This is a genomic window from Zymomonas sp. (assembly GCF_020216885.1).
GTDB lineage: Bacteria > Pseudomonadota > Alphaproteobacteria > Sphingomonadales > Sphingomonadaceae > Zymomonas.
On the sequence record NZ_JAIWON010000042.1, the window covers coordinates 1 to 16,939 of the forward strand.

Genomic DNA, 16,939 nt, shown 5'->3' on the forward strand with positions numbered 1-16,939 from the left:
TCAATCTGTTTTTGTATTTCGGCGGCAAACCATGCACCGGCATCTTGTCCTGCCAAACGATAATGATCGGGTGCTGGCACCAAACGCGTATTGGGAGACAGACTTTGACCGCTACCAAGGGCAGGGGATGCACCAGAGGTCAGAAAACTGGTGCCGTGATAGGATTCCTGCGTCACGATAATGCCGGTGCCGCCCGACCATTCACAAGCAATGCGCATAGCCAGATCATTGGCTTCCGAACCGGTGCACATATACATGGCGCGATTAATTTCTTCTGGCATGGTTGCCAAAATGGATTCGGAATAATCAAGGATGGTTTCATGCAAATAACGGGTATGGGTATTTAACCGCCCCATCTGTTCGTAAACGGCTTCAATAACGGCTGGATGACAATGCCCGATACTAGCGACATTGTTATAGACATCCAGATATTTATCCCCATTGGCATCCCATAAATAAGCCCCTTTTCCGCGCACCAGATGGACAGGACGGCGATAAAAAAGGCGATAGGATGCGCCCAAAAGATCTTTACGGCGCTCGGTCAGAGAACGCGTTGCCTCATCCAAAGCGGCGGCATGTTCATCCCGAAAACTGTTCGTGTCCATAATGGTAGAGCGACTTGACACAGTATTCTCCTTTTCAGGATTAAAAGAAAACTAATGTTCCAATTATGTCAGTCACCATTGAAACAAACTTGACGGCAGAAGACATTCTTAATTTTTTTATGTCAAAAGTTTCGTCTTTTATTTCTTTGCGGTCAAAAAAGGGTCGTCTCCAGCCAAGTTATAAATCTCAACCTCTTCTTATCATGACTCCAGAAAATAAACGTTCAGGAGTCTGCCACATGAATTCCCGACATGCCGATAATCTTGATACCGCCATTCTTTCTCAACTGGCAGCGCAAGCAATGAAGGCTTATCCTGAAGCCTATCAGGGGCAAATCCGGCTTTTAACGCGCTCGGAAAATGCGACTTTCAAAATCGCAACGCCTTCAGGTGAATTTTACGCGCTCCGTCTTCACCGTCCTCATTATCATGACAAACAAAGCATTGCGGGCGAATTGGCATGGCTGAAAGCCTTACAACAAGATATCGGCTTGACGGTGCCGCAAGCTATTCCTGACCGCGATGGGGAAGTGATTCAAACCCTAAAAGCACCCGATGGCGCGCTTCGCTATGCGGTGCTTTTCAATTGGGTAGAAGGCATCATGCCAACGGCTGATCTTGACCCCTCTTTATTTCAAAAACTGGGGGAAGTGACCGCCCATCTGCACCAGCATAGCCGACGCTGGAAGAAACCTGATAATTTCAAACGCCTTATTTGGAATCATGAAAATATGGTGGGAAGCCATAGCTATTGGGGCGATTGGCGCGCCACTCCGGGGCTAGATCAAAAAGGCATCGCTATCATGGGCGAAGCTACAGAACAGATTGCTGAATCCTTGCAAAAATTCGGTCAATCCTCTGATCGTTACGGCCTTATCCATGCCGATCTAAGGCTCACCAATATTCTTATCCATGAAGGCAATACAAGGGCGATTGACTTTGATGACTGCGGCACCGGATGGTATCTGCATGACCTTGCGGCCGCTATCAGTTTTGAAGAACATCATCCGGCTTCACCTTTATGGGTCGAAAACTGGCTGAAAGGCTATGATCGGGTTCAGTCGCTGTCCCGCGAAGAAATTGATATTCTTCCGGCACTTTTCGCCCAAAGAAGAATCCAGATGACGGCATGGGTCGGCTCTCATGCCGATACCGATATGGCGCGTAGTTTAGGGGGTGATTGGCTAGCCCATACAGTGCGCTTATGCCGTGACTATCTTGACGGAAAAACACCGCTTGGTGCCGCCTAAAAAACGATCCAAGCCAGACTCTCTTTCCAGACTTTCCATCTCTTCCTTCATAAAATTACGCTATTTTATAAGGAAGGGATTTTTTTAAATTTTATATTGCAATTTGATAACATAATATGATGTTATCCATTTAGGATATAATTTTGGGCATATTCATAGACTCATTATCCTGATGAACCGCATGCCAAGGAAAGTCTGGAAATATGACATCTTCTCTAAATACAGCTTTCTCGAAAACCCTCCCTTCTTTTGAAGAAGTCCATCATGGTGTTCTTGCCGCCGCTGGAAGCGGACTTGGCGATTTTATTAAAAAAACAGGCGGTGATGCTGATCGTGTTTTTGGGTCATGCGGCGTTGATCCGGCGATTATGGAACGCCCAACACACAGCCTTAGCCTCACCAATTATTGTCGCTTGATGGAAGAAGCCGCAATCGATTCCCAAAATGGAAATTTCGGGCTGCATTATGGCAAGCAATTCCAGCCACAAAATCTTGGGCTAATCGGTTATATTGGCCTTTCTTCTCCGACATTGGGTGACGCCCTTTCCAATGTCGCAAAAGATTTTCACTGGCACCAACATGATACCTTAACCCGCTTTGTAAAACGGGAAAATCAATGGCATTTTGAATATCAGGTCAGACATGGTGCCATTACAAGACGGCGGCAGGATGCCGAGCTTTCTATGGGGATGATTCTTAACATCATCCGCAGTGCGCTTGGCTCGAAATGGACACCACAAGAGGTCAATTTTGAACATTATCGACCGGAACAAGCAGATGAACATGAAAAAGTGTTTGGTGCGCCTGTCTGGTTTGAACAACCCTGCAACTCTATTGTTCTTTCTGAAAAAGACCTGATGCGTTCGATGCCGGGTTATGAACCGGTCTTATTGACAGTAATGCGGGAAACCATCCGTCGTCTGAACCGCCATAATGTGCCACAGTCATTCCCTGAACGGGTGAGGGCGATCATCCGTATCATGCTGCCACAGGATGATTTTTCTCTTGAAAAGATTTCCGAAAAAATGGTGATGACGCCTTGGTCTTTGCAACGGCGGCTGAAAGAAGAAAATGTCACTTTTCTCACGCTGATAGATTCCGTCCGTAAAGAAATGGCTATCGACTATATGAAGCAACCCCATCTAACGATTTCAGATATTACCTTTATGCTGGGCTATTCCGAGGTCTGCGCTCTTTCGCGGGCTTTCCGGCGCTGGTTCGGTGTCAGCCCCCGCGCATGGCGTAAAAATTATGCCACCCATCCCAAGGCCTGAATAAAAGGCCGCTGATAACCAATAATAGGGCTTTGTTTTGATCCTGCACCGGAATTCTTCCGTGCGGGATAATTTTTATACCGCCTCTTACATCCTTATCCTGTCTCTCTCACTTACCGAAAACCCCTTTTGATAAGCCGTTTTTGGGCTATCCCTCTTCATCGACAGAGTTCTTTAAAAACGGTAAATTATCACGAAAGACTAAAATTTATTTTCAATAAACAACAAATTGTCATTAAGGGTCAAGTTTATATGCTTTCATTGCCGATATGGTTTTCTTGTGACTATAGAAAATCCGGTAAGGGGAGAGTCCTCCAAGATGCCAGAAAAATCTCCGAAGCTTTCAAAAACGCTTAGCTCTTTTCATCTGTGGGGCATCGCCGTCGGCCTTGTGATTTCAGGTGAATATTTTGGCTGGAGCTATGGCTGGGCGACCGCGGGAACCATGGGTTTTCTGATCGCGACGGTTATTGTTGCGGCTATTTATACCAGTTTCATTTTCAGCTTTACAGAACTTACCTGCTCTATTCCGCAGGCAGGGGGGCCTTTTGCCTACAGCTTTCGGGCTTTAGGAAAATGGGGCGGTGCTATTGCCGGTATGGCGACCTTAGTTGAATTTTTATTCGCGCCTCCGGCTATTGCTCTAGCCATCGGTTCCTATCTCAATGTGCAATTTCCGTCACTTTCTCCTAAAATGGCGGCGGCTTGCGCTTATATCATTTTCATGGCTTTGAATATCGTGGGTGTCAGAATCGCCGCGACATTCGAACTTTTCATCACTGTTGCGGCTATTTTTGAATTATTGGTTTTCATGGGGGTCGTTGCGCCTGCTTTTTCATGGGAACAATTCTTGCATGACGGCTGGGGTGTTGCCAGCCATTTCGACATTCAGGCCATTGGCGGGATATTTGCTGCCGTGCCTTTTGCAATCTGGTTCTTTCTGGCAATCGAAGGGGTCGCAATGGCCGCCGAAGAAGCCAAAAATCCCCGCCGTTCTATCCCCATCGCTTATACAGCTGGTATCTTAACGCTGGTTTCTCTTGCTTTCGGTGTGATGGTTTTCGCCGGTGGTTCTATGGATTGGCATCAGCTTGCTAATTTGAATGATCCGCTACCTCAAGCCATGAAACATGTGGTCGGTGCGCATAGCGGCTGGTTACATATGCTTGTTTTCCTCGGCCTCTTTGGACTGGTTTCTTCCTTGCATGGTATCATCATGGGCTATGGTCGCCAGATTTTCGCGTTGGCAAGGGCAGGTTTCCTTCCAGCAACGCTTGGGAAATTACATATCAAACTGCAAACGCCCTATGCTGCGACTATCGCTGGTGGTTTAGTCGGTATCGCCGCCATCTTTGCCGATGATGTTCTGTCTTTCGGCGGTCATTCTCTTACGGCTATTTTGGTAACAATGTCGGTTCTTGGCTCGCTTACTATGTATGTGTTGAGCATGGTCAGCCTGTTCCGCCTGCGGCAAACCATGCCGGATTTACCACGCCCTTACAAAGCGCCTCTTTATCCTTTCTTGCCTGCCTTAGCGCTGATTGGGGCATTTTTCCTGCTCGCCGCCGTTATTTATTATAATGCCGGCATCTCCTTCATCTATGCGCTTTTAATGTGCATTGCCTGCCCGCTTTGCCTTTACAGCTACAAGCGGAGCCAAAACAAAAAAACAAAAGAAAACGATATCACGACATCTGCCATTCTCGCTGCCGAGGGGGCGGAAGAATAAGCGGTCAACGCAGCGACTGTTTTTGTGAAAAAAGGATGTCCGACATGCGCTATTACACCTTATCTTTTTGCTTTGGTTGCTGTCTTATTGGCATGGTCGGTATGAAATCGCCCGCCTTGGCAGAAGTCCAAACGGGCGATACGCCAACCCCACCGGCTGAGCTTTTGCAAAAGGCGGCTCCTGATAAAGCTGACTATGAACAGTCACAAGACCCTGATTTACCCGCTCTTGAAGCGGGAAATCTGTTTCACAGTAAAGGCGGAAAATTGTCTTATTGGGACGGCCTTGTCGGCCATGCCATGATTGAAGGGGGAGCGAATGGAAACCCTGTTACCCATTCAGGCCGCAACTTCGGGCAGTATTTTACCGATAAATCCAATACTGGTACGCTTAATCAGATCACCGCGTCTATTTCCCATCCCGTCACCCCAATCGGGAAAGGCTATGGCATCGGTTTTGTGGTAGAAATGCTCTATGGTTCCGATGCGCGGGTCGATCCTACCTTAGGTATGGGCGATGGAACGTTAAAAGGCGGCTATCAATGGGCGCCAACCCAAGCCCATATTGATGTTCACACCCCTTGGCTTTTCAAGCATGGTATCGATTTCCAAGTCGGGCAGATGTATGGCCTGATGGGGGTCGAAGGTATCCCAGCCCTAGCGCGCCCTTTCTACAGCTATAACTACAGTTCGGATTATATTGTCCCCTTTGAAACGGTAGGAATCGTCGCGACAATGCATGTCTCTCGCGATATTGATGTCTTGCTGGGCATAGATTCCGGTAATGCTTCGACTTTTGGTAATGCTACCGTCAATAAACAACCCAAAGGCTATGCGGGTCTGGTCTTCAAAAATCTGCTGGATAACAAAATGACCATTCGCGCCATTTCCCATTTAGGGCCCGCGGGTAACTCTGGGACAGCCGTAACCTCACCAGAAGGCTGGACGAGTGCGGGTATCGGTTCGGCGGCCAACAAGCTGATGCAATATAATGTTGAAGTCAGCATGAGCTACCGCTTCACCGACAAGGTCACCTTTACAGAAGACATCATCGTCGATCGGGATGAATCCATCCGCGACACCGCTTATGGCTTTACCTCTTATGTGGCATGGGATTTACGAAAAAATCTGACTCTGAATTTTCGGGGAGAAATCTTCCGCGACAATACGGGCGGGGTTATTACCCAATTTATCGGTAGTGATTCCTACAGAAATTACCTCCGAAATCGGCCTTATGTCTATTACAGCGCCCCTGCGACCACTTATGGCGAGCTGACCGCTGGTGTGTCATGGAGACCGCCGGTCATCAACGATCATCTGGGGAAGGGGACTTTTACCTTACGGCCAGAACTCCGACTGGACAGATCGTTAAATGGTACGCATCCCTTTAACCGAAGTGCCTCGGTCATGAATCCGGTGGTAACAAACGGAACCCGAAATATGTTCTGGGTCAGCTGCGATGCCATTCTTAGCTTCTAATCTTCGATTAGAAAACGCATCTATCTCAATTTTCAGGGGAATAGCCAAAGAAAGGCGATATCAAAAATGGTGCCGGGTGAGGGACTCGAACCCCCATGGTCGCTACTTACAAGGTAGGTGCCTAACCATTCGGCCAACCCGGCAGTGATTCGTCTTTCCAGTAAAGCATTTTGACAGAAAAGGGAATCGCTACTTCGCAAAAAAAATCAATTTTTTCCAAATTTTTATAACTTTTCAAGCTGTTGTAGGATTCCTCTTAAGAAAAAACATTTTCCTCGAGAGAGGAGGCATCTTTTTTGGCTGATAAACGCTTTTTTGGAACAAAGACGTTTCCTAATCAAGAAAAGGCTTTAAAAGCTAAGATTATGAATAATGATGCTTTCATAAGCTGGATTGAAAAAAATTTAGGCCATCGGCCTAAAGATCCGGCCTTGTTTTTACGAGCCATGACTCATCCCAGTCATGGCAACAGCGATTATCAAAGATTAGAGTTTTTAGGCGACCGTGTTTTAGGATTGGTCATTGCCAATTGGTTATACGACCTGTTCCCTCGCGAACCGGAAGGCAAATTGTCCCGACGATTAAACAGCCTCGTTTCAGGGGCTAGCTGCGCTAGCATTGCGCGGATTGTCGGACTTCCCCAATGGCTTCGTCTGGGAAAACAGGCGCGTGATGACGGCGCGGCGGCCTCTGACAATGTCTTGGGCGATGTGATGGAAGCCATGATCGGTGCCATCTTTTTGGAATCCGGTATCGAAGCCGCAGGTAAACTTATTCATAAATACTGGGCGCCTTTGGTAACGGGACAGGAATCCGCTCCGAAACATCCAAAATCGGCTTTGCAGGAATGGGCAGCCGCCCATAACCGCCGTCCGCCCGTTTATGAAATTGTCAGTCGGACAGGGCCCCAGCATAATCCCTGCTTCACTATTCAGGTTTCCATTGCCGGTGTCGGTGAGGCCAGTGCCGAAGGCTCTTCGAAACAGGAAGCCCAAACGGCTGCCGCTCAAGCGCTTTTGGATATTTTGGCGCAATAACTAAGGAAGGTTAAAGCCTGACCGCTTTTGCCATTGACCTAATGCAGGCCAAAGGCACAGCCCTATTATTGTGTAAAAAGCTATCTGTCCGGCTATTCTTGCCTTCTTTATTCCGATTATAGCCGGATCTCTGCCGATATATTAGAGGCCAGAGGTAAGGGCATATTGGCTTACTCACAGCTTTTTATTCAACAGTAGTATGACATAACGCTTATTAAGACAGGCTGCCTTTTCAAAAGACAGCCTGCTGTTCGTTAGTTGCCGATTTTTCGTAAAATTTTAATGACTATGCCATGTTATGAACATAGCGGGATGTTTCCGCATTTTTCATCAAAAGATTATAGATCCACGGTGATCCATTGCCACTGTCATGGGTTTCAGCCAGATGATGACAGGCCAAATAGGTCATGGCTGGGTTCAACCGACGCGGTTCCCAAGCCATAAAATCACTAATTTGCGATGGATCGGTCGGGAAATTTTTCTCACTGACCATCGCTTTCGCCAAAGTCAAAGCGTCATCGGCTGGCCGCCATGCCATCCAAAAGCTGTCAAAAACGGCGTATAATTTGGCATGAGGGGCAATAGAATGACCATCATCCTGAAATAGCACCATTTCAGAGCCTAAATCATCAATACCGTCTTTGACATCTTCTTTTGATAATCCGGTGCGTTTAACCAATTCATCCATGGAAATGGGCTGGTCGAATTCACCTCCATGATAGCTGGTTTGGACAAAAACTTTAGCCACAGCCTTACAATTCGCAGAATAGGCAGAGGCTTCTGATGTCTGGTTAACCATAATCCAGATCCTTTCAGGGACAGATAATGATGAAAATGGTTATCCTAATTTTAAAATATTCAAATAATTTCAGATAAAAAAGTTCTTCACAAAGATACGAAATTATCTTTTAAAAAAGACAAAACCATTTCAACATCTACTATGGGGTTAAACGCATGACATGAAATTTAGATCATTTTTTCTCACTATATATCTATTTTTTCGCACGATTGAGCGCAGACTATTATCTTGTTATTTAGAAACCCAAAATCAGAATTTTTATTCGCGTAAAAGCCGCTATCCCCGTGTAATCAAAAACAAAATTTGGTCGCCCTTCATTCTTTTTTGGCCTGTCCCCCTATATTGAAAATGGATTTTGTTTCCTGACCTTCCATTCCTGCCGCTTGGCTCAAAATCTTGTCCCTTTGGTTGTTATAGAAAGAACAACCAAGGATATAATCATCATGGGACATATTCTGATTACGGGTGCCGGTAGCGGTTTTGGGAAAGAGATTGCTTTCCGTTTGGCAGAACAGGGACATTCCGTTATTGCTGCCGTCGAAATCCAGCCCCAGATATTTGCCTTGCAGCAAGAAGCTCAAAAACGCGGCCTCTCTTTATCAATAGAAAAATTGGATATCACCGACCCGGCTGATCGCGCCAAAGCATGGCAATGGGACGTTGATATTTTACTGAATAACGCTGGCATTTCCGAAGGCGGTTCGGTTGTCGATATTCCGGCAGAAAATCTTCGGAAACAATTTGAAGTCAATGTGATAGGCACAATTTTGCTCACGCAAGGCTTTGCCCGCCAGATGGTCAAAAATAAAAAAGGTCGAATTGTTTTTATGTCCTCGGTCGCCGGTCTTACCGTTGATCCTTTTACGGCTGCTTATTCGGCTTCAAAACATGCGATAGAAGCCTTTGCGATGGCCTTGGATAAAGAACTGAAATATTTTGGCATCCAAATCGCGACGATTAACCCAGGGCCTTTCCTGACGGGTTTCAATGACAGAATGTTTGAAACATGGAAAAGCTGGCGCGATAACCCCGAAGAGAGGGTTTTTGACTATAGTCAACTCGCTTTCCCGCATGAACAATTCGATCCAGAAGAGGTTATCACAACAACGCTTTCTGTTCTGACGGGAAAAACCAAGCATTATCGCAATCTGCTGCCTGCCAAAATGGAAAAGGATATTGAAAAACAGATCAATCATGTCTGGGATAAATTGCAAAATAATCCAGAAGGGGGCGCGAAAGATCCTCTGGTGCAGAAAGCCTATCAAATAAAGCCAGGAACGCCAGCCTAAGACGGTAATCCACTGCAATTTGGTTTAAAATTAAGAAATAGTATGAAGCAATACGGACATATTTCTGTTTTACAAAAATAACAGTTTTTTATAATATCGAACTACAAAAGATATCCCCCTTTTGTAAGCAGATAGTTGTAGCTTTCTCAATTCTCTTAATTCGGCCCTGCTTTTTGCAGGGTCTTTTTTTTGTTCTCAACACAACCGCAAGCCTAACCGATGCCGCTATAGATCGCCGCAGTTGAGAATAAATTTTAAGGAAATAAAATAGGACTGGTGGGCGATGACAGGCTCGAACTGCCGACATCCTCCGTGTAAAGGAGGCGCTCTACCAACTGAGCTAATCGCCCTATCGTTTTGCCAGACCCCGATGCCAGACTATCGCGCTTGGTGCAAGAGAAATTATTAAAAATTATAGCTTTAGGGCTAAATTTATTCTCGCCTCAATGAACGCCAAGGCAAAGGAAAAACATCTAACGCTTCCGCTGCCTAGGTTCTGTTAACAAAGTAAAGTAAGGTAACCATAATTTTACAGCGGCGATATGAAGGAAGGCGAGGAGAGATTCTCTAGTTTTGTCATAGCCTGTGGCAATACATCTGAACGGCTTCAACTTATTGAACACTCGTTCGATATGATTACGATCTTTGTAATGCTGTAGATCGTAAGGGATGTGCTTTTTTCGATTAAAGCGAGGCGGGATAACAGGAAGGATAGCTGAAAAAGCCGTTTTTCGCGTAACTTATCGCTATATACCCTTTTTTGCTGGACGCGTGCTGCGGCCTCGTTCGCTTGGAAGAAGACCCTCTATTATCTTCTACTCCGCGTCCGTCAGATCTCCTCGCCTCTAGTCTGCCTTACAAAAACTTGTCCTCAATTTATCCCTGAAGATCTTAAATGATACCCTTTGTCAACATAATCTAGGAATAGAGCCAGTCTTTATGAAAAAGGCTGGCATCTTGTTTCTATAATGCCAGCCTCCTCCAATCAGATTAAAATAAAATCTTTAAATTTTATTTTAGCGGTCTTCGCTAATCCGATGATATAATTCTGGTCGCCGATCACGGAAAAAACCGAATGCCGCGCGATGTTGTCTTATTTGCTCAATATCAAAACGAGCTACCAAAACGCCGCTTTCATCTTTGCCAAAGGCTTGCACTAAATCGCCACGCTGATCGGCAATAAAGCTATGACCATAAAAAGACAGCTCACCTTCCTGACCAATCCGGTTCGATGCGATGACAGGCACGACATTGGAAACGGCATGACCAATCATAGCCCGCCGCCACAAACGACTGGTATCCAGATCGGGATCATGGGGTTCATTTCCAATCGCCGTCGGGAAAAAGAGCAACTCCGCACCCATTAACATCATGGCGCGCGCTGTTTCAGGATACCATTGATCCCAACAAATACCGACACCTATCTTGATGCCGCCACAATCCCAGACTTTAAAACCGCTATTACCGGGGCGGAAATAGAATTTTTCTTCATAGCCGGGGCCATCGGGAATATGACTTTTGCGGTAAACGCCCATAATCTCACCCTCTGAATTGATCATGGCAAGGCTGTTATAATAATGGGGCGGATCGCTTTCAAAAAAGCTAGTCGGAATAGTCACTTTCAACCGCTTGGCTAGCTTTTGCATGGCTAAGACAGCGGGATGCTCTTCCACTGACTTTGCGCGTGCAAAACAGCTCTCATCTTCGGTTGCGCAGAAATAATGACCTTCAAATAATTCAGGCGGTAAAATAATCTTGGCACCTTTGGCCGCCGCTTCCTCGACCAATGCTGAAACGCGGTCAATATTGGTCTGGATATCATCCGTCAAAGCTAGCTGTAATGCGGCTACAGTGATTTCAGTCATCAATAATTCCTTCAGGCTGGCCATTGCTGGGAAATACAATGGAAACTGCCACCCCCCGTCAGAATGTGACCGGCAGGCAAGGCGACGACTTTTCGGCTTGGGAATAGGGCTTCCAATGCCTGAACAATCGCACCATCATTTTCGGCTCCATAAACCGGAACGACAACGACCTTATTGCCAATATAGAAATTCATATAGGAAGCCGGAACAACCTCATCATCAATCGTAATCCGTCCGGTAGAGGGCAGGCGGGTGACTTTCACGCCAAAATCTGTCGCGATTTGGGCGGCTTGGTCATAGACTTCCCGATTAGGGTCATCCTGATGGGTGGCCACTGGCACAACCAGATGATTTTCACCGACAAAACGAGCAAGGTTATCAACATGCCCATCGGTATGGTCATTATGCAGGCCTTTTCTCAGCCACAATACACGGTCATAACCCAGATCATCCCGCAAATGACGAGCAATATCACCCCGCGATAATTCAGGATTGCGGTTTGGGTTTAACAGACATTCTTCGGTTGTAACGACCAATCCATGACCATCACCATCAATGGAACCGCCTTCCAAAACCCAATCTTTTTCTAAAACGGGCAGGGTTGTATCCTTCGCAAGATCACGTCCAATAGTCTGATCACCCTCAAGATTATATTTCCCGCCCCAGCCATTGAAACGGAACAAAGCCAGCGCCTTTCTGTCACCCTCTTTGACGAAAAGCGGGGCGTTATCTCTCAACCAAATATCCCCGAAAGGATGGCAGATAACCTCAATATCCGATCCCGCCATTTTTACAGCCTGATCGGCTGCTTCTTTATTAGCCACCACCAGATAAACTTTTTCCCCTTCACCTTTTGCTGAAACAGCCTTGGCAAAAGCAACCACTTCGGCTTGCGCCGGTTCCAAATCTTCAAGCCAAAGAGAGGCGTCACTAGGGAAACCGATCCAAACCGCATCATGCGGCATCCACTCGGCAGGCTGATGGTAAGGCATAAGGGAACTCTTCCTCGACAGAATTCAAAGACAAGCGCTTTAAGATAACGGAATAAATAACAAAACAGGAAAAATAAAATCTATCTGATATTCGGGAATGTTTCTAGCATCAGTCCGGCTATGGAGATGCATTATTCCCACCCGATTCTCAGTAGAAGTAAATTATTTTTATCTTTTGAGGATTGGCATTTTGGATCATTAAAAGAGTGCTTGCTCAGATCATTTTAGGGCTATTATCCTGACATCCTGACATCCTGACATCCTGACATCCTGACATCCTGACATCCTGACATCCTGACATCCTGACATCCTGACATCGCCAGAATTATATTCTTATCTTTGTGGCTGGATTATTGGCTCTGACCTTGCCCCAATCAGGATTTTTTTAAAAAATTCTCATAAAAAAAGGCCAGCAGAATAAATCCTGCTGACCTTTTTCTGTTTGGAAAAACCAAAAATTAACGTGAATAGAATTCGACGACCAGATTTGGTTCCATTTTCACCGGATAAGGCACTTCGTCCAGCGTCGGGATACGAACGAAAGTCGCTTTCGTGTTACCATCGGGCAGGACATAGTCAGGAATGTCGCGTTCTGCGAGGCTCTGGGCTTCGAGAACCAAGGCCATTTCCTGTGCTTTGCTGCCCAGAGAGATTTCATCACCGGGATTGACGCGACGGGAAGCGATGTTGCACTTCACACCATTGACGCGGATATGACCATGGCTGACCAACTGACGGGCAGCAAAAATGGTCGGAGCGAATTTGGCGCGGTAAACAATCATATCCAGACGACGTTCCAGAATACCGATCAAATTCTGTGACGTATCGCCCTTTAATTTGGAAGCGTCATCATAAGAACGACGGAACTGCTTTTCGGTCACATCGCCATAATAACCTTTCAGCTTCTGCTTTGCTTTCAGCTGAAGACCATAGTCAGAAATTTTGGAGCGGCGACGCTGACCATGCTGACCTGGGCCATATTCACGACGATTTACTGGGGATTTAGGACGACCCCAGATATTTTCGCCCATACGGCGGTCAATTTTATACTTTGAACTATGACGCTTCGACATAGATATAACCTCAATTGCGTTGTTATCAGATTTCGGCATAACCGAAAGACGGATCCGGAACCGCGCTGCCAAGTAAAAACTTAGGCGGGCAGGACTACCGCTTCACCGGAGTGCGGAGCCAATTGCGGGATGTCTTATGACGACCGAAAACTTATTCGTCAAGATTGCAGCCAAGAAATATTAGGATTCGACCCTGTTTCGTCCATTATTTTTGGCCCAGTAAAGCAAACTATCGGCTTTATCGAGGGCAACCGAAATAGATTCCTCTGTTGTTATTTCAAAAAGACCAATGCTGACCGTAATTTTTAATTCTGTTTCACCATTCTTGATCACTATTTTCGTGAATTCATTGCGTATCCGTTCAGCGATATGGCGGGATATCTCAATCGAAGCCGAAATCGCTATGATAAATTCATCGCCTCCATAGCGACCGGCAAAATCTTCCTGACGGATATTATTGCAAATAATTGAAGCGGCATTTCGCATGACATCATCACCGACCAGATGGCCGTAACGGTCATTGATTTTTTTGAAATGGTCAACATCCAGCATTGCAATTGAGATTGCATTGTTATTCAACAAAGCATCCTGATGCAATTCGCTCAATTTAGCCATCAAAGCCCGACGGTTTAAAAGCCCCGTCAAAACATCAGTATTGGCCAGTTCACTTAATTGTTTATTCGCCTGCTGCAATTCATGGGTGCGGTCATCGACCAAATGCTGCAATCGCCTTGTGCGTCTTTCTAATAAGAAGGTGCGAAATAAGACCGCCCAATATAAAGCCAGCAAGATTAACGCCACTACCGCGATCCCAATGGGCCAATGTTCATACCAACGCGGCGCAACTTTAAACAAAAAACGCGCTTCTTTTTGATAAGAATGCAGACCGAGAACTTCTGCCCGCATATGCAGGGTGTAATGGCCACTCGGCAAATTGGTATAGATTGCCACCGGCGGGGTATTGTCCGGTATCCTAATCCATTCGGAATCGATGCCTTCCAGCTTGTAACTATATCTGACATCATTAGGCGCACTATAATCAGACAAGATAAAGCCAACACGAAGCGATCGGGTTCCGGGTGGAATATCGAATATCTGGTCAGTATGGGGCAACAATCCAAAAGGCAGCGTTTTCTCGTTCAAATCAAGCGCTGTTATCTGAATTTTCGTCGCACTATTCCCACCATTGCCTAATTGAGCAGGCGAAAACAGGATTTGTTCAGGCGCAATAACGGTTAACCCGTTGGTGCCACCGAAAAGGATTGACCCGTCTTCGGTTAAGACAGACGCTCTCTGGCTAAAATGACCACTCGAAACATGGTCACGCTGCCCCAAAAAATGACTTTGTCTGTTAACGGAATCAAAAACCGAAATACCGTCGGGACTGGATGACCAGATATGACCGAATTTATCGACAATCAGGCGATTGATCTCATTCGATGAAGGTTTATTTTTCCGGTAGATATTATTGAAATTATATCCATTTTTTGTCGGAAAGAGATGGCTAATCCCATTAAAACTACCAACCAACATACTATTATCATTGTCTGTCGCGAGGGATGTTACAAAGCTATGGGAAAAAAGCAGCCGTTCATCTGGCTTTCCTAATAGATTATTAAATCCAGAGCGATGCGTGTCATGAATACTGATACCATCGGTTGTTGCGATCCAGACTTCTTCATTCGACCGCACGGCAATGTCTTTGATATGGTCGCCAATCAGGCTGTTTTTGTCATCGATATTATGAGTAAAATGAGTAACTTTTTCGGTGCCTCTATCTTTGACGTAAAGACCGCTATTCGTTCCGATAAAAAGATTATATTTGGTCTCAGCTAGGGCTGTAATCGTCTCTTTGCCTAAAATATCATCCATGATAGCGGTGGTTGAAAAATTATTCGGATCAATCCGAGCAAGCCCCAATGAACCCGCTAGAATAGCGCCATCCTTTGCCTGTAAAAAGGCTCGGACTGGCTGCGCCATTTGCAAGCCTTTCAGACTTATTTTCTTAATCTGGCTTCTTTGCTGGTCGATCATGTTGATCATGCCATTTTGAAGACCAACCCATATTCGGCCTTTTTCATCGGCTAACAATGCTTCAATTGAATCGCTAATCATGCCGTTTTTATCGACCAGAATATCAGGCAAATTAAAGGCAATAGAGGGATGAGGATTCCATCTGGATACACCGCGATCGGTTGCAATCCAGATACCGTCATCACGGTCAGCCATAAGAGACAGGATATTATTGCCGCTTACAGAATGGTCATTCAGCGGATTATGCGTCCATGTTCTGACATATCCGGTATATTCTTCTCCCGGAGGTGCGCATAATTTCCCTTTGGTTCCAGCTGTCCAAAAGGCATAATCAATAATACCGCCACCCATGGTCGCAATCCAGATATGATTATCCGGTAATTCGGCAAAGCCGTGAATACTTCTGTAATTCAAATAGGGTGATGAGGCTTTTAACGGTTTGGGCTGATAAAAACGGCCATCCGCGGTCATATAAAGACCACCATGAAAGGCTGATCCAACCCATAATCTATCGTCGCGATCTTGATAGAGCGCCGTAATCTGGCTAGTTAAAAGGGTATCTATTTCCTTTTCCGAAGAACGAAGCTCTGTAAAAACGTCATTCTCTTTTCGGCGGGAAAAAAGACCATCATTACTGGCAATCCACAGGCGATTATCCTTTGTTACCAAAAGATCAGTAATATGATGGATGTCTTTCTTATCCGAAAAGGGCAGCTTTTTTTCGTAATGAATAGAGTTACTACCCGCTTTTAGATGTCCAATTCCGGCATCGGAAATAACCCAAAAACCGTTGTGGTTATCCGAAGCAATAACTTGGATAGATAGGCCGCGCCCTGTCGGGGCATCTGAAGATATCGGGTCAAAATAATTGTTTTTAGGATCGAAACGGATAACGCCCGCCGTTGCCGTTCCTAATAGAAAACCACCACTATTTTGGGGGCGCATGGTGCGAATAATACTGTCGGGCAAACTATGGGGCTGATTGGCTTGCGGCCTGAATAGCTGGATATGAAGCCCGTCAAAGCGAAATAGGCCATTCGCAATATTGATCCATATCAAGCCATCCGAATCCTGCATAATTGCATTGACCGTTGTTTGCGGCAGATTCGGGATAGCGCCCATATCGGTAAAAAAAGCAGATTGGAAATTCTGCCAACCATGCATAGAATCGATAACACCGGGCAAGTGAAAGGTTTTTTCTGCCCGACATTTGATGTCTTCATTCGCTGAACGCGAAGATATGCCTTCCCAATGAGACAATAGCGGGCGACCATGCGCAAGCATTGCCTGAACGGGTATGCCTAAAAAAAGACACCATAAAAATATCGGTAATAAAAACCGATAGAATTTTGGCCTTTTCGATTTGCCCGATATTCTCATGTTGAACAGTGTCATGTAATAAAAAACTAAACTAACATTCTATAGAAAGAAATTTATCATAAATATTTTAAAAAAAATAATTCCTTAAAAATAAAATATAGATAAAAAATTATGGGTTTATTTGATAGTTTTAT

At 45.5% G+C, this 16,939-nt stretch carries 12 protein-coding genes and 2 tRNA genes; 6 read left to right on the plus strand and 8 right to left on the minus strand.

Features of this window, described 5'->3' with window-relative positions:
- A partial coding sequence (locus LDL18_RS02135) for an aminotransferase class III-fold pyridoxal phosphate-dependent enzyme (protein WP_296506668.1) occupies positions 1 to 626 on the minus strand: 626 nt, incomplete at its 3' end.
- A gap of 218 nt (positions 627 to 844) precedes the next feature.
- Here LDL18_RS02135 and LDL18_RS02140 point away from each other — a divergent pair.
- The 4 genes from LDL18_RS02140 to LDL18_RS02155 all read left to right on the plus strand — a co-directional run bounded on the left by LDL18_RS02140 (position 845) and on the right by LDL18_RS02155 (position 6,336).
- Positions 845 to 1,855, plus strand: a complete 1,011-nt coding sequence (locus LDL18_RS02140) for a phosphotransferase (protein WP_296506670.1) — start codon at positions 845 to 847, stop codon at positions 1,853 to 1,855.
- A gap of 203 nt (positions 1,856 to 2,058) precedes the next feature.
- Positions 2,059 to 3,129 (plus strand): AraC family transcriptional regulator, encoded by a 1,071-nt coding sequence (locus LDL18_RS02145; RefSeq protein ID WP_296506672.1) that lies wholly within the window; start codon positions 2,059 to 2,061, stop codon positions 3,127 to 3,129.
- 319 nt (positions 3,130 to 3,448) lie between these two features.
- The gene (gene eat / locus LDL18_RS02150) at positions 3,449 to 4,858 is read left to right on the plus strand and encodes an ethanolamine permease (RefSeq protein ID WP_296506673.1); all 1,410 of its coding nucleotides are present in this window, start codon (positions 3,449 to 3,451) and stop codon (positions 4,856 to 4,858) included.
- Between the two features lie 44 nt (positions 4,859 to 4,902).
- A complete protein-coding gene (locus tag LDL18_RS02155; protein ID WP_296506676.1) occupies positions 4,903 to 6,336 on the plus strand; it encodes an outer membrane beta-barrel protein in 1,434 nt (477 codons plus the stop codon).
- A 67-nt stretch (positions 6,337 to 6,403) separates the two neighbouring features.
- Here LDL18_RS02155 and LDL18_RS02160 read toward each other — a convergent pair.
- Positions 6,404 to 6,479, minus strand: a tRNA-Thr gene (locus LDL18_RS02160).
- Between the two features lie 153 nt (positions 6,480 to 6,632).
- Between LDL18_RS02160 and rnc the strand changes: the two genes are divergently transcribed.
- Complete coding sequence (gene rnc, locus LDL18_RS02165) at positions 6,633 to 7,373, plus strand: ribonuclease III (protein WP_011241161.1); 741 nt, start codon at positions 6,633 to 6,635, stop codon at positions 7,371 to 7,373.
- Positions 7,374 to 7,659: 286 nt separating this feature from the next.
- Here rnc and LDL18_RS02170 read toward each other — a convergent pair whose 3' ends face one another.
- Complete coding sequence (locus LDL18_RS02170; RefSeq protein WP_296506681.1) at positions 7,660 to 8,172, minus strand: molecular chaperone Tir; 513 nt, start codon at positions 8,170 to 8,172, stop codon at positions 7,660 to 7,662.
- 443 nt (positions 8,173 to 8,615) lie between these two features.
- Here LDL18_RS02170 and LDL18_RS02175 point away from each other — a divergent pair, with 443 nt between their 5' ends.
- Complete coding sequence (locus tag LDL18_RS02175; protein WP_296506683.1) at positions 8,616 to 9,461, plus strand: SDR family oxidoreductase; 846 nt, start codon at positions 8,616 to 8,618, stop codon at positions 9,459 to 9,461.
- A gap of 274 nt (positions 9,462 to 9,735) precedes the next feature.
- Here LDL18_RS02175 and LDL18_RS02180 read toward each other — a convergent pair.
- From LDL18_RS02180 to LDL18_RS02200, 5 genes are all read right to left on the minus strand, one after another.
- Positions 9,736 to 9,811 (minus strand) — tRNA-Val (locus LDL18_RS02180).
- Between the two features lie 666 nt (positions 9,812 to 10,477).
- Positions 10,478 to 11,326 carry an N-carbamoylputrescine amidase gene (gene aguB / locus LDL18_RS02185; RefSeq protein ID WP_296506685.1) on the minus strand — a complete coding sequence of 283 codons (849 nt, stop codon included), beginning with the start codon at positions 11,324 to 11,326 and terminating at the stop codon, positions 10,478 to 10,480.
- Between the two features lie 11 nt (positions 11,327 to 11,337).
- Positions 11,338 to 12,318, minus strand: a complete 981-nt coding sequence (locus LDL18_RS02190; RefSeq protein WP_296506687.1) for an agmatine deiminase family protein — start codon at positions 12,316 to 12,318, stop codon at positions 11,338 to 11,340.
- A gap of 458 nt (positions 12,319 to 12,776) precedes the next feature.
- A complete protein-coding gene (gene rpsD / locus LDL18_RS02195) occupies positions 12,777 to 13,391 on the minus strand; it encodes a 30S ribosomal protein S4 (protein WP_014849472.1) in 615 nt (204 codons plus the stop codon).
- A 180-nt stretch (positions 13,392 to 13,571) separates the two neighbouring features.
- Positions 13,572 to 16,709 (minus strand): ligand-binding sensor domain-containing diguanylate cyclase, encoded by a 3,138-nt coding sequence (locus tag LDL18_RS02200; protein WP_296506692.1) that lies wholly within the window; start codon positions 16,707 to 16,709, stop codon positions 13,572 to 13,574.
- Positions 16,710 to 16,939: the final 230 nt, after the last annotated feature.